Source organism: Dokdonia donghaensis DSW-1 (genome assembly GCF_001653755.1).
GTDB classification, from domain to species: Bacteria; Bacteroidota; Bacteroidia; order Flavobacteriales; family Flavobacteriaceae; genus Dokdonia; species Dokdonia donghaensis.
The window spans coordinates 2,476,555-2,489,485 of the sequence record NZ_CP015125.1; the positions used below are offsets into that span (position 1 = coordinate 2,476,555).

General features: G+C 36.9%; 15 protein-coding genes. 4 read left to right on the forward strand and 11 right to left on the reverse strand.

All coding sequences use genetic code 11. From position 1 onward, the window contains the following. Positions 1-6 precede the first annotated feature (6 nt). From cysQ to I597_RS10895, 7 genes are read right to left on the reverse strand one after another with little or no spacing between them, the layout of a single operon-like run. A complete protein-coding gene (gene cysQ, locus I597_RS10865; protein WP_035324730.1) occupies positions 7-807 on the reverse strand; it encodes a 3'(2'),5'-bisphosphate nucleotidase CysQ in 801 nt (266 codons plus the stop codon). Further along, positions 804-1,679 carry a dTDP-4-dehydrorhamnose reductase gene (rfbD, locus tag I597_RS10870; RefSeq protein ID WP_035324729.1) on the reverse strand — a complete coding sequence of 292 codons (876 nt, stop codon included), beginning with the start codon at positions 1,677-1,679 and terminating at the stop codon, positions 804-806. The genes cysQ and rfbD overlap by 4 nt, the downstream gene beginning before the upstream one ends. Further along, positions 1,680-2,234 (reverse strand): dTDP-4-dehydrorhamnose 3,5-epimerase, encoded by a 555-nt coding sequence (gene rfbC / locus I597_RS10875; RefSeq protein ID WP_035324728.1) that lies wholly within the window; start codon positions 2,232-2,234, stop codon positions 1,680-1,682. After that, positions 2,234-3,088: a glucose-1-phosphate thymidylyltransferase RfbA gene (rfbA, locus tag I597_RS10880; protein ID WP_035324727.1), complete on the reverse strand. Its 855-nt coding sequence runs from the start codon at positions 3,086-3,088 to the stop codon at positions 2,234-2,236. Before rfbA ends, rfbC begins: the two co-directional genes overlap by 1 nt. Continuing rightward, the gene (gene rfbB, locus I597_RS10885; RefSeq protein ID WP_035324726.1) at positions 3,088-4,131 is read right to left on the reverse strand and encodes a dTDP-glucose 4,6-dehydratase; all 1,044 of its coding nucleotides are present in this window, start codon (positions 4,129-4,131) and stop codon (positions 3,088-3,090) included. Before rfbB ends, rfbA begins: the two co-directional genes overlap by 1 nt. Further along, positions 4,131-5,411 carry a nucleotide sugar dehydrogenase gene (locus I597_RS10890; protein ID WP_035324725.1) on the reverse strand — a complete coding sequence of 427 codons (1,281 nt, stop codon included), beginning with the start codon at positions 5,409-5,411 and terminating at the stop codon, positions 4,131-4,133. The genes rfbB and I597_RS10890 overlap by 1 nt, the downstream gene beginning before the upstream one ends. A 38-nt stretch (positions 5,412-5,449) precedes the next feature. Further along, positions 5,450-6,448, reverse strand: a complete 999-nt coding sequence (locus I597_RS10895; protein WP_035324724.1) for an SDR family oxidoreductase — start codon at positions 6,446-6,448, stop codon at positions 5,450-5,452. Positions 6,449-6,606: 158 nt separating this feature from the next. Between I597_RS10895 and I597_RS10900 the strand changes: the two genes are divergently transcribed. Further along, on the forward strand, positions 6,607-7,098 hold the full coding sequence (locus I597_RS10900) for a Dps family protein (protein WP_021779185.1): 492 nt from the start codon (positions 6,607-6,609) through the stop codon (positions 7,096-7,098). An 82-nt stretch (positions 7,099-7,180) separates the two neighbouring features. On the opposite strand, the gene I597_RS10905 is transcribed toward I597_RS10900, so the two are convergent. The 4 genes from I597_RS10905 to I597_RS10920 form a co-directional block, all read right to left on the reverse strand. Beyond that, positions 7,181-7,735, reverse strand: a complete 555-nt coding sequence (locus I597_RS10905) for a 1-acyl-sn-glycerol-3-phosphate acyltransferase (RefSeq protein ID WP_021779186.1) — start codon at positions 7,733-7,735, stop codon at positions 7,181-7,183. 5 nt (positions 7,736-7,740) lie between these two features. After that, positions 7,741-8,460, reverse strand: coding sequence for a 3-deoxy-manno-octulosonate cytidylyltransferase (kdsB, locus tag I597_RS10910; protein WP_035328561.1), 720 nt, complete (start codon positions 8,458-8,460; stop codon positions 7,741-7,743). A gap of 132 nt (positions 8,461-8,592) precedes the next feature. Further along, complete coding sequence (locus I597_RS10915; protein WP_035324723.1) at positions 8,593-9,153, reverse strand: DUF4126 domain-containing protein; 561 nt, start codon at positions 9,151-9,153, stop codon at positions 8,593-8,595. A 177-nt stretch (positions 9,154-9,330) separates the two neighbouring features. After that, on the reverse strand, positions 9,331-10,764 hold the full coding sequence (locus I597_RS10920; protein ID WP_035324722.1) for an ATP-dependent DNA helicase: 1,434 nt from the start codon (positions 10,762-10,764) through the stop codon (positions 9,331-9,333). Between the two features lie 114 nt (positions 10,765-10,878). Here I597_RS10920 and I597_RS10925 point away from each other — a divergent pair, with 114 nt between their 5' ends. Genes I597_RS10925 through I597_RS10935 form a run of 3 tightly spaced genes read left to right on the forward strand, consistent with a single transcriptional unit; the run spans position 10,879 to position 12,870 of the window. After that, positions 10,879-11,529: a hypothetical protein gene (locus tag I597_RS10925; RefSeq protein ID WP_035324721.1), complete on the forward strand. Its 651-nt coding sequence runs from the start codon at positions 10,879-10,881 to the stop codon at positions 11,527-11,529. After that, positions 11,522-12,313 (forward strand): DUF3822 family protein, encoded by a 792-nt coding sequence (locus tag I597_RS10930; RefSeq protein WP_052111666.1) that lies wholly within the window; start codon positions 11,522-11,524, stop codon positions 12,311-12,313. The genes I597_RS10925 and I597_RS10930 overlap by 8 nt, the downstream gene beginning before the upstream one ends. Next, complete coding sequence (locus I597_RS10935) at positions 12,310-12,870, forward strand: RsmD family RNA methyltransferase (protein ID WP_035324720.1); 561 nt, start codon at positions 12,310-12,312, stop codon at positions 12,868-12,870. Before I597_RS10930 ends, I597_RS10935 begins: the two co-directional genes overlap by 4 nt. Positions 12,871-12,931: the final 61 nt, after the last annotated feature.

The following is a 12,931-nucleotide window of genomic DNA, read 5'->3' on the forward strand; positions in this document are numbered from 1 at the left end:
ACAGTATTAATAAGCTTCAAAGTTAGGACTTAATAAGGACTTCTTATTATATGTTAATTTCTGAGTTGTTCCCGCAATAAAAACAGCAACTCTAGCGGTCTCACATATAGCATCTCCAGCAGCCGTATCCCACTCCATACTAGGAGCAAATCTAGGATATCTATCTGCATTTCCTTCTGCAAGCATACAGAATTTAAGCGCACTACCAGCAGGAAGTAAGCTTACCGAAATGGTTGTTTTTTTTAAATCCTCTATATACGATACTGTTTGCTCATTGAGGTGTGAGCGACTTGTCACAACTCGTATCTCTTTTTGTGTTTTTAACTTATTTGTAAAAATTATATACTTATCATCAACTACTTGATTCCACCCCATCTCTATTGTAGGGCTTGGTATTTTATAGCTTTTACCTAGTGAGCTTCCACCTAGGTATAGTGTATCAGACACCGGAATATAGATTATACCAAAAACTGGCCTAGCTCCTACTATCAATGCAATGTTTACAGTAAATTCTCCATTGCGATTTATAAACTCCTTGGTGCCGTCTAGTGGATCTACGAGCCAAAAAATGTCCCAAGTACTTCTTTCTTCATAAGGAATTTCGGCGGCTTCTTCACTTAAAATAGGAATTTTTGTAGCGCTCAGCTCCTTACAGATTACCTCGTGGGCACGAGTATCTGCAACTGTAAGGGGCGAATCATCACTTTTAAGAACGCTATCAAATGCGGTCTCATACACCTCTCTAATTACGTCACCAGCTTGAAGAGCAGCTTTGACAGCGATACCTTTAAATTGATCACTTATCATAATTTAACCAGCATTTTCTCAAGACTTTCTTCCCAAGGCACGTTCTCAATCCCTAAAAGGGTGATGATTTTAGAACTTTCTAGTTTACTATTTTTTGGGCGGGTGGCCTTTGTTACAAAGCGGTCGCTGGACACAGGTAAAACGTTTATACTCATTTTCTTGTAGCTGAATACTGCTTTCGCGAAAGCGTACCACGTAGTGACACCCTCATTTGTATAATGATATACGCGTGCATTCTGTATAGTAAGCACGTTTGACAACTGTAAAATAACAGAAGCTAGATTATTTGCCAATGTAGGAGACCCATATTGATCGTTTACAACCGAAATCTCGTCTTTCTCATTACCTAATCGTAACATAGTCTTCACAAAATTATTCCCGTAAACACTATAGACCCAGGATGTTCTTATAATAGCGTAGTCAAGAAGTCCTGAAGTAATTATGGCCTGCTCACCAGCAAGTTTAGACTTGCCATAAACCGTTGTTGGATTTGGAATATCTTCCTCTGTATATTCTTCTCGTTTTTCTCCATCAAAGACATAATCTGTAGAGATGTGAATGAGTTTGATTCCATTATCCTTACAAGCTTGAGCTAGATTCTTTACTCCTATTTCATTTACTAGGAAAGCTTTCTCTTTATTTTCTTCAGCGGCATCTACAGCGGTGTATGCGGCTGTGTTTATTATAACATCTGGTTGATGTAAATCAATCGCTTTTTTAATAGAAGATGTTGATGTGATGTCTAACTCAGATTTTGACAGATGTATACTCGTAACATTCTCAAAAGTAGCTTCTTCCTCCTTAATGGCTTGAGCCAGCTGACCACCACCACCTGTAATGAGTAATCGTATATTTCGCGAAAGCGTACTCATTTAAAACAGGTTAGAAGGTAAATCTGCAAGTATCGTATTTTCCTTATCTTTTTCTGAAAGGATGACATCCTGCTTATCTAATAACCAATCGATTTGCAGTGATGGATCGTTATATGCCAGACCACGCTCACTCTCTTTATTATAGTAGTTATCGCATTTATAAATAAACGTTGCGGTATCGCTAAGTGTTATAAAACCGTGCGCCATCCCTTTTGGAACGAAAAGTTGTTTTTTATTTTCTGCATTGAGACGTATGCTGTAAGCTTTCTTATAGGTAGGTTCGTTTTTTCTTAAATCAACAACTACATCAAGTACCTCACCTGCTACAACACGTACGAGCTTAGATTGTGCAAACTCTCCTATTTGAAAATGAAGCCCACGCAAGACACCGTATGTAGACTGCGACTGATTATCTTGAACAAAATTTGGTTCAAATCCTGCATAGCTTTGAAATTCCTTCGCATTAAAGGATTCATAAAAATAACCTCGATCATCTTCAAACACCTTAGGAGTGCATATGATTAAATCTTTGAATGCTGTTTTTTGAAATTCCACTACAGTGTATTTATGTATTGTGCATATGCACCTTTACCATATCTCGATGCACTTGCCTTAAGTGCTTCGTATGATATCCAATTCATCTTGTAAGCAATCTCCTCAAGACAAGCTATCATTGTGCTTTGATTACGCTGTAATACTCTTATAAATTCTGTCGCATCATCTAGCGCATCTACCGTGCCAGTATCAAACCAAGACATTCCTCTACTCATAACTCCTACAGTAAGCTTTTTACGAAGTAAATATTCTTGATTTATTGCTGTAATCTCAAGCTCTCCCCTATGAGAGGGCTTAATTTCTTTTGCAATAGCAACTACATCATTATCATAAAAATAAATACCAGGTACGGCGTAGTTAGATTGTGGACTCTCTGGTTTTTCTTCGATACTCGTGACATTCATATCCTTATCAAAAGCGACAACTCCAAAACGCTCTGGGTCACGCACAGGATATGCAAAAATGGCACCTCCATCTACTGTTACTTTGCTTTGTAATAACTTACTGAGACCATTCCCATAAAAGATATTATCACCTAGTACAAGAGCTACTTTATCATTCCCAATAAAAGATTCTCCTATAATAAAGGCTTCTGCAAGCCCATTCGGCTGTTCTTGCACCTCATAAGAGAAAGAGCACCCAAGTCCTGATCCATCACCTAATAGCCTTTTAAATAGATGACTGTCTTCTGGCGTTGTGATAATAAGAATCTCACGTATACCAGCAAGCATAAGCACTGATATAGGGTAATATATCATAGGCTTATCATACACAGGCAGCAATTGCTTACTTACAGCAATGGTAAGTGGTGACAGTCTAGTTCCAGATCCTCCAGCAAGTACAATACCTTTCATTAAGTATACATTTTATTGTAATATTCTTGATATGCTCCAGAAGTGACGTTCTCTAGCCAAGAGCTATTTGCAAGATACCAATCTATTGTGAGTTCTAGCCCTTCCTCAAAAGTAACAGATGGTTTCCACCCCAGTTCTTTTTCAATTTTTGAGGCATCTATAGCATATCGCTTGTCGTGACCTGGTCTGTCTTTTATAAAGGTAATAAGAGATTGAGAGGTATTACGCTTTCGCGAAAGCTTCTCATCCATCTTGTCGCATAATAACTTTACGAGATCAATATTTTTCCATTCATTAACCCCGCCTATATTGTAGGTCTCGCCAAGTTTTCCTTCTTTAAATATACGTGCTATAGCGCTTGCGTGATCTTTTACAAATAGCCAATCTCTTGTATAATTTCCATCACCGTAAACAGGAAGCGCCTTGTTTAAAATAATATTATTTATAAATAGAGGAATGAGTTTTTCTGGAAATTGATTAGGTCCGTAATTGTTAGAGCAATTACTAATGACATATGGCAAACCATAGGTTTCTCCATAAGCTCTTACAAAATGATCTGAGCTTGCCTTAGACGCAGCATAGGGTGAGTTTGGGTCGTATGACGTAGTTTCTGTAAACAAACCTGTCTCACCAAGTGTACCATACACCTCGTCTGTACTTATATGGTAGAAAAGCTTGTTATTAAAGTTATCTTTCCATATTTCCTTAGCTGCATTGAGTAAGTTTAATGTTCCAATAACGTTAGTCTGCACAAAAGCTAAAGGATTTTTAATGCTTCTATCTACGTGAGACTCTGCTGCTAGGTGTATTACCTTATCAAATTGATATTTGGAAAATAAGGTCATCAAAAAGGGGGCATCATTGATGTCCCCCTTTATAAATGTATAATTGCTAGACGCTTTTACATCTGCTAGGTTCTCTAGGTTACCTGCATATGTAAGCGCATCAAGATTGTAAATATGACTCTCTGGAAAAACTTCTAGAAATAGCCTCACCACGTGAGAACCTATAAAACCTGCTCCTCCTGTAATAAGAATGTTCATTACAGCTTAGCATCTGCTTTATTGCCTAAAACTCCTTTGACATCATATACTACAGATTTATTATTTTTAAGAGCTACCAAATCTAAGGCACCAAATTCTTTGTGAGAAACTGCCTGCACAATTGCATCAAACTTTTGGCTCGGTAATTCTGTTAGGGCTTTAAGACCATACTCGTGCTCAACTTCATCTGCATTTACCCAAGGGTCATAGATAGTAACGTTAACACCAAAATCTTCTAAATGTTTTACAACATCAACAACCTTCGTATTTCTAACATCTGGGCAGTTTTCTTTAAAGGTTATACCTAATAATAATAAAGAAGCCCCTTTTACTTTTATATCATTTTTAAGCATAAGCTTCACAACCTCTGCTGCTACATAAGCTCCCATACTGTCATTAAGCCTTCTACCAGCAAGAATAATTTCTGGATGATACCCTAACTCTTGCGCTTTCTGAGCGAGATAGTAAGGATCTACACCTATACAGTGCCCACCAACTAAACCTGGCTTAAATGGAAGGAAATTCCATTTTGTTCCAGCAGCTTCAAGTACATCGTGTGTATTGATGTCCATAAGATTAAAAATCTTTGCTAGTTCATTAACAAAGGCAATATTGATATCCCGTTGTGAATTTTCAATAACCTTTGCAGCCTCGGCCACTTTAATTGTAGGCGCTAAGTGCGTCCCAGCGGTTATCACAGAAGCATATAAATCATCTACTTTCTTACCTATCTCTGGTGTGCTTCCAGAAGTCACTTTTAGAATTTTTTCTACAGTATGCTCTTTATCTCCTGGATTAATTCTTTCTGGAGAATATCCAACATAAAAATCGTCATTAAATTTGAGACCGCTCACACGCTCTAAAACAGGAACACACTCATCTTCTGTTACTCCAGGATATACTGTGCTTTCATATATAACAATGTCACCTTTTTTTAGAACCTTACCTACGGTCTCGCTACTTTTATAAAGAGGCGTGAGTACTGGTCTATTATTTTTATCTACTGGTGTAGGTACTGTAACTACATAATAGTTACAATCTTCTATATCCTTACTGTCTGCGCTACAAAAAAGTCCATTAGCATCATTTACCTCAGTTTTTAATACACTTTGAAGAACCTCGTCAGACACTTCTAATGTACTGTCAGTACCAGACCTTAACTCATCTATACGCTCTTTATTAATATCAAAACCTACCGTATTATATTTTGTTCCAAATAACCTTGCTAATGGAAGACCTACATAGCCTAACCCTATAACTCCTACTTTAATTTTTGTCATATATTGTTGTATTTACGCTTTCGCGAAAGCAAAAAAAATTATTTTAAATTCTTCCAGTACCAAGCCATTGCTTCTTTGAGACCATCTTTAATGCTAAATTCTGGATTGTAACCTACTCGCTCTCTAGCTCTATCGATACTTGCTAAACTGTGAGGCACATCCCCAGCTCGTTTGGGTCCATACTTCACCTCTACTTGTGCAATTTTCTCGTCAAATTGACTTAATTCCTCTTTTAAAATATTTACAAGTTCATTGAGATCCGTACGCTCTCCAAAGGCAACATTGTAAACAGTGTTAAGTGCATCTTTGTTATCAGTAAGCATTGCGCGTATATTCATTTCAATAACATTATCAATATACGTGAAATCTCTAGAGTAGCTTCCATCTCCGTTCATAACAGGAGAATCGTGATCCATTAACAGTTTTGTAAACTTAGGTATCACAGCGGCATAAGCGCCATTAGGGTCTTGTTTTCTGCCGAAAACATTAAAATATCTAAGTCCAATGCAATCTATTCCATATGTTTTATGAAACACATCTGCATACAACTCATTTACATATTTTGTTATTGCATAAGGAGACAATGGTTTCCCTATAACATCTTCTTGCTTTGGTAATCCTTGAGAGTCTCCGTAAGTCGAAGAACTTGCCGCATACACAAAACGTTTTACACCATTGTCTTTAGATGCAATGAGCATATTCAAAAATCCACCTACATTAACTTCATTACTCGTTGCCGGATCTTTTATTGATCTTGGTACAGATCCTAATGCAGCTTGATGCAATACATAATCACTTTGAGATACTGCCTTTATACAAGTTTTTATATCTCTTATATCTCCTTCAATAAAAGTAAAATTTGAATGATCTATGATGGCATCTAAGTTGTGTTTATGACCAGTTGCCAAATTGTCAAGACAAGTCACAATAGCTCCGTTATTTACAAGCACCTCGCAAATATTTGATCCTATAAACCCAGCGCCACCCGTAACTAAAACTTTCTTATCTTTTACCTTAGATTTTATGCTGTCTAACATTGATTGTTTTTTTGGCAAATATAAAGTATTTTCTATGCCGTCAGAACATTGTTTTTTATCACAATCTTAGCATATCGGGTTAAACTTATCCCAAACCAACTCGCAAATAACCCACAGACCTCTAAGCCTTTGTAATTTTATATAAAAACCAAAGAACTATGAATTATTTAAACTTAGACACAAAAAAAACCAAAGAGACCGTTACAGAGCTCAACATACTTTTATCTGACTATCACGTATACTACCAAAAACTTCGCAATTTTCACTGGAATGTTTCTGGTGAAAACTTTTTTGACTTACACGAGCAGTTTGAACAACTTTATGATGATGCCAAAATTAAAATCGATGAGATTGCAGAGCGTATCCTAACTTTGCGTTTTGCACCGGTAAGTAATCTCTCAGATTATCTTGAAGCATCTAGCATTAAAGAATCAAAATCTGATCTGTCTGACAGAGATATGGTAGACACGATACTTGGAGATCACGGAAAAATTCTCAAACAACTAAGCGCTGTTGTGAAGAAAGCAGACGATGCTGGTGACGAAGGTACCATAGACCTTATAGGAGCTTACATACGTGAACTAGAAAAAACTAGCTGGATGCTAGACGCCTGGAGAAAGAAAACAGCAGGCACCTACAAGGAAGCATAAATCCTAATCACTCTTACAAATAAAAAAAAGCCTCAATACTTTAGATAGTATTGAGGCTTTTATTTAAGTTGTTATAAAACTTCTACTCATCTGGAGTAAAACTATATTCTGGCACCTTACCTACAGCCCCCTTAAAGAACTCGTGTATAAGTGCAAGATCTTCATCTATATTACCTGAAGGATATAAAGGCTTAGATATACGTTGTTCCTTTTTACCAAAATCAAAAGCAACCATTATAATAGGCACCTCTGCTGCAAGAGCAATATAATAAAACCCTGTTTTAAGCTTATCAACTTTTTTGCGTGTTCCCTCCGGGGCTATCGTAAGTCTAAACTCCTCTTTATCTTTAAAAACATTTGCGATAGATTGTACTTTATCTTGCCCTGGTGTGCGGTCTATAGGCGCACCTCCCATTGCTTTAAAAATAGGTCCCATAGGCCATTTAAATAGCTCTTTCTTACCGATGAAGCCTATCTTAACATCGAGCATTGTACGAAGTAAAATACCCATATAAAAGTCGTGCCAGCTGGTGTGGGGCACTGCGATTACTACAGCCTTCTTTACTGTGTCTTGAGAAAAGTCACCTTTTACCTTCCAGCCTAAAATATTTTTATATATAAACTTTGCAAGTCCCATATGCGCTACTTATTCGAATAAATTTTAATTGCTTTTTCTAAATCTTCTGGAGTATCAATACCTATTGCAAGTCTTGATGAACGTACCATTTTAATTTTCTTACCATACTCTAAGAATCGTATGCACTCTATTTTTTCTGCCTTTTCAAGGGGTGTCATATGCATAGATGCAAAGTCTAGTATCGCCTGCTTTCTAAAGGCGTAAATACCCTTATGTTTATAAGTAATTATACCAGCTTCATCATCGCGCACATATGGAAGTGGTGACCTAGAGAAGTATAATGCAAAGTCAAAATTATCTACAATAACCTTTACATTATTAGGATTTAAAATCTCTTGCTCCTCCTTCATAGGCATCATCACACTAGCAAGATCTATTTGTGCAGCATCATCTCCATAAAACACGTCTAGCACCGGTGCTAAGTCCTCCCTACTCGTAAAAGGCTCATCGCCTTGTACGTTTACAACCACATCTACATCTAGAGAAGCCACTGCCTCTGCAATTCTATCACTACCGCACTCGTGCTCTTTAACACTCATTATGGCCTTACCGCCCTCGGCCTCTATGGCCTTATAAATAACATCGCTATCTGTAACTACATATACTTCGTCAAACAACTTTGTGGCCACTACACTCTCATAGGTGCGCACAATAACAGGCTTACCTGCAAGATCTTTCATCATCTTACCAGGAAATCTAGACGCCGCATAACGTGCAGGAATCATTGCTATAATCTTAAGATTTTCTTTCAATATATGGACGTTTTTTATGTCTTAAATTGGTTATAATTACGCTTTCGCGAAAGCATAAAACACCTTAAAACAAGTTGCAAAGTTACTTAAAAAGAAATGTAAAACTTAGGCCCTTCTTAGCCTAGAAATAATCTTCCAGCCAAAACCTATAAGTAACAATACAATCACTAGTGCGAGTATAGGCGAAAAGATACTCGCTACTGAAACTGTAGTCGCTGCAATGGTTTCTGTACCTGCAACTAGTGGGTTTGCAATACCGCCTGTAGTTGCTGTACTCCCTAATCTGGTGGCGCTCGTAGTACCAGAAACAGCCGCCGCTGCTCCTCCACCAGCGATGATGGCCAGCGCCCAAGTAATAGTAGGATCAATATCTCCCATAGTAGCTACCATAAGTAATGTACCCGCGATTGCAGCTAGTGGTACAGATATCGTATCCAGCAGGTTATCAACCCAAGGAATAAAATAGGCTCCTACTTCAAATAGTGTAGCAACACCAAGTAAAACTAGTGCCGGAACGCTACCTACCCACTGCCAAGTATCGTTTACTGGAAACCAACCAAAGTGGGCAGATAAACTTAAGACTAATAAAGGAACAAATACTCTAAAACCAGCGGCGGCGGCAAGTGAAAATCCTAATATGATACTTACTATTAATTCAAAACTCATAATTGTAAACTTATTTATATACAGACGTTATAATCAAAAAACTAGCCATAAATATATAACTATCTAATCCCTAGCCCCGATTGCAGTGAAAATCCCGCAAGAGCTGGCGTAGCCGCAATGAGGAATTGTAGCGTAAAGCGGGAAATAGCTTCAAATTATAATTTAGCCAGAATGATATTATCGATCTACAAACATATCATCTTTAAAACCTATTAAGTACAACTTACTTTTAGCTCTCGTAATAGCTGTATATAACCAGCGTAGGTAATCTTTACTCATCCCGTCTGGAAGGTAGGGTTGCTCTATAAAAACATTTTCCCACTGCCCTCCTTGTGATTTATGACAGGTAATAGCGTAAGAAAACTTTACTTGTAGGGCATTAAAATATTTGTTGTTTTTTATTTTTTGGAATCGCTTGTAATTAGATTTCTCGTCAACATAGTCTTTTTGAACTTCCTTATATAGGCGATCTCCATCTTCATAAGGTAGTGCTGGTGTCTCTAGGGTGAGTACATCTAGCATAACTACGGTCTCAAATGGTTGCATTTGTGGGTAATCTACCATTTGTACTTTTACCTCTGCAAAGCGAAAGCCGTAGAGTTCCTTAATAGCTAGAATTTCTAATACTTTTACAATGTCACCGTTTGCAATAAACCCCGCATCGCTTTTTGCATCTAGCCAGAAATAATTATTCTTTACTACCATTAAGTGATCTCCTGCAGAGATTTCTTCTTCTTGAAAGAGAATACGATTTCTTATTTGCTGGTTATATAGGTTTGCTCTCTTGTTAGATCGTACAATGATTGCAGTTTCTTCTGTACCTACAGAGCTGTAGCAATCATTTATGGCATCCATAATCTCGTGACCGTCTACTAGTCTAACAATATCGTTATACCCGTCTAATTCAAATTTAAAATCTTCATAAAACCCTTCAGAAAGCTGTTCTCTTAGAGCGGTTGCATTCATAAGTATACCACTATCTTCTCCTTGACGCATTACCTCGTCTAGCTGTATAGTCTCTACAGTTTTATTAAACTGCAATGACAACATATCAATATCTAGAGCTGGGGACATCTCAAGCTTTACAGGGGGTAACTGCGCCTCGTCTCCTACTAATATGAGTTTACATTTGTAACCACTATACACGTATTGCATCATATCATCTAGCAGAGATCCATTGTCAAAAAACTTGGAGCTAGTTGCTTTATCAGATATCATAGATGCCTCATCTACTATAAAGAGACAGTTTCTATGTTTATTAGGCTGTAGCGTAAAAGAAACGCCTCCGCCTCGTTCTTTTTTGGGGAAATAAATTTTGCGATGTATAGTATACGCCTGTTTTTTACTATAATTACTGGCAACCTTTGCAGCTCGACCCGTAGGTGCCATAAGAACTGATGACATTTTTGCGTGCCAAAGATTTTTTACAACCGTTCCTATCACTGTAGTCTTACCTGTACCTGCAAACCCTTTAAGAACGAATACTTTATCCTTAGAACTATCAAACAAAAAGTGAGATAACTGCTCTAGTAGCCTATCTTGTTTTATGGTAGGTTGATGTTCAAAATCTTTTACTAATAGCTTATAAAATGCTCGGGCGTCTTTAATCATAGAAGGCTTAGAATACAACGAAATTAAGCAAACGAAAAATGAGATAATAAATTTTTGTGTGTAAAAAAAAATTGTAGATTTGTTGCTCACCATAACTAATTTAAACATCATTACATGAAACTAGTATTACAGCTTGTACTTTGGGTAGTAATTGCCGCATTAGGTTACCTTCTTTTTAACGCAATTTGGGGAGAAGTAAAATTTAATGAAGTTAAGGAAGCGCGTTACAGTGCTGCCATAAAAAATATGCGTGATCTAAGACAGGCGCAACTAGCTCATAAAACAGTTACAGGTACTTACCAGAAAGATTTTGATAAGTTAGTACGTTTTATTGATACTGCAGAGTTTACAATTACCCAACGTAGAGATACAACTGTACTAGACGAAGAAAAAACAAAACGTTTCCGTGTAGATACATTTAAAGAAATAGTAGTAGTTGACACATTAGGTACTCGCCCAGTTAAAGATTCACTATTCAAAGGGTCTGATCGTTATAAGACTATGATCAATGTGCCAATAGAGGGAATAGATGCAAAGTATACTATGGACGCTGGTCAAATAGAAAAGAGTAACACGATGTATCCTGTGTTTCTTATCTCTGTAAAGAAAGATGTATTACTTGCAGACCAACCTAAAGATTATGTTGCTAAAGAAAAGCAAATTGTATCTGTAGATGGTGTTAATGGAGATGCACTTACAGTAGGATCTATGGAGACTATTAATACAAATGGTAACTGGCCTAAGAGTTATGGGGCTAATGACTAGTCAAGACAATACAAACTCATTATATAGTCTGTCCATCCAAATACACTTGGATGGACTTTCTTTTTTTACCCAAAACAGCCATAGCAAAGAAGTAATAGCTACACAGACTATAAAATTTACAAATAATGTAAATCCTACTTCATTAAGTAATGAGGTAGAAAAGGCTTTTAAAAAAAATGAGATACTCTCGCAAAATTTTGCAAAGGTAATTGTAGTCTATTCTAACGAGCTATTTACAATGGTTCCAAAGGCACTCTTTGATGTCGAAAAAGGTGCAGATTATTTAAAGTTCAATACAAAAATTCTTAATACAGATCACATATCTCACGATGTGATAGACTTTTATGACCTTGTAAATGTATATGTGCCATACACCAGTGTAAATAATTTTCTTTTTGAAACCTTTGGCTCTTTTGATTATTACCATAGTACAACGGTTTTTACAAAATTTCTATTAAACAAATTTATAAATAGCACAGAACCAAAAGTCTTGATAAATTTTCAAGACTCATACTTCGAAATGGGTGTTGTAGCAAATAAGAAACTGCTCTTTGTAAACCGTTTTGAAATTAGAACAAAGGAAGACTTCATCTATTATATGCTCTTTACAATGGAGCAATTAGAATTAAGTACAGAAACAATAGAAGTAATACTTACAGGTACTATTACAATGGATGACCCTTATTATGAGCTAGCACACACTTATGTACGACACCTTAGCGTTCTAGAAGCAGTACATACACAAATACCACAAGACCAAGCTATACTTGGCAGTTTATTATGACACGTATCATATCTGGAAAATACAAAGGCCGAAGAATCTCGGCACCAAAAAAGCTACCCGTTCGCCCTACTACAGATATGGCAAAGGAAGCTCTTTTTAATATTATAAGAAGCAACTATCATATAAGCCAGCTTAGGGTGTTAGACCTCTTTGCAGGCACTGGCAACATAAGCTATGAGTTTGCCTCTCGTGGTACAGATCAAATTACTGCAGTAGATGGTCATTATGGTTGTGTGCAGTTTATAAATAAAACGTCACAAGAGTTTGATTTTTCTATACACGCCATAAAAAGTGATGTCTTTAAGTACTTGGAACGTGCTACAGGCAGTTACGACATCATATTTGCAGACCCTCCGTACGACATTGATATTAAAGAATTTGAAAAGATTGCAACACTGGTATTTAACAATAATCTTTTAGAGCAAGATGGTGTACTCATCATCGAGCACGGCAAGTATTCAAAACTTGATGGCTTTATAAACTACGTGCAGACCCGTCATTATGGTGGTAATGCCTTTAGCTTTTTTGAACTACCAGAAAGTGATGAAGAAGAATAAGAACGCTTTCGCGAAAGCGTAACAGCATACACTAAAATTAATAAATCCCGCTAGTTGCGGG

Bases quoted from the DNA above. Each gene is read 5' to 3' on its own strand.
- cysQ (WP_035324730.1), bottom strand. From the start codon at position 807: ATGATAAGTGATCAATTTAAAGGTATCGCTGTCAAAGCTGCTCTTCAA.
- rfbD (WP_035324729.1), bottom strand. From the start codon at position 1,679: ATGAGTACGCTTTCGCGAAATATACGATTACTCATTACAGGTGGTGGT.
- rfbA (WP_035324727.1), bottom strand. From the start codon at position 3,088: ATGAAAGGTATTGTACTTGCTGGAGGATCTGGAACTAGACTGTCACCA.
- rfbB (WP_035324726.1), bottom strand. From the start codon at position 4,131: ATGAACATTCTTATTACAGGAGGAGCAGGTTTTATAGGTTCTCACGTG.
- I597_RS10890 (WP_035324725.1), bottom strand. From the start codon at position 5,411: ATGACAAAAATTAAAGTAGGAGTTATAGGGTTAGGCTATGTAGGTCTT.
- I597_RS10895 (WP_035324724.1), bottom strand. From the start codon at position 6,448: ATGTTAGACAGCATAAAATCTAAGGTAAAAGATAAGAAAGTTTTAGTT.
- I597_RS10900 (WP_021779185.1), top strand. From the start codon at position 6,607: ATGAATTATTTAAACTTAGACACAAAAAAAACCAAAGAGACCGTTACA.
- I597_RS10905 (WP_021779186.1), bottom strand. From the start codon at position 7,735: ATGGGACTTGCAAAGTTTATATATAAAAATATTTTAGGCTGGAAGGTA.
- kdsB (WP_035328561.1), bottom strand. From the start codon at position 8,460: ATGATTCCTGCACGTTATGCGGCGTCTAGATTTCCTGGTAAGATGATG.
- I597_RS10915 (WP_035324723.1), bottom strand. From the start codon at position 9,153: ATGAGTTTTGAATTAATAGTAAGTATCATATTAGGATTTTCACTTGCC.
- I597_RS10920 (WP_035324722.1), bottom strand. From the start codon at position 10,764: ATGATTAAAGACGCCCGAGCATTTTATAAGCTATTAGTAAAAGATTTT.
- I597_RS10925 (WP_035324721.1), top strand. From the start codon at position 10,879: ATGAAACTAGTATTACAGCTTGTACTTTGGGTAGTAATTGCCGCATTA.
- I597_RS10930 (WP_052111666.1), top strand. From the start codon at position 11,522: ATGACTAGTCAAGACAATACAAACTCATTATATAGTCTGTCCATCCAA.
- I597_RS10935 (WP_035324720.1), top strand. From the start codon at position 12,310: ATGACACGTATCATATCTGGAAAATACAAAGGCCGAAGAATCTCGGCA.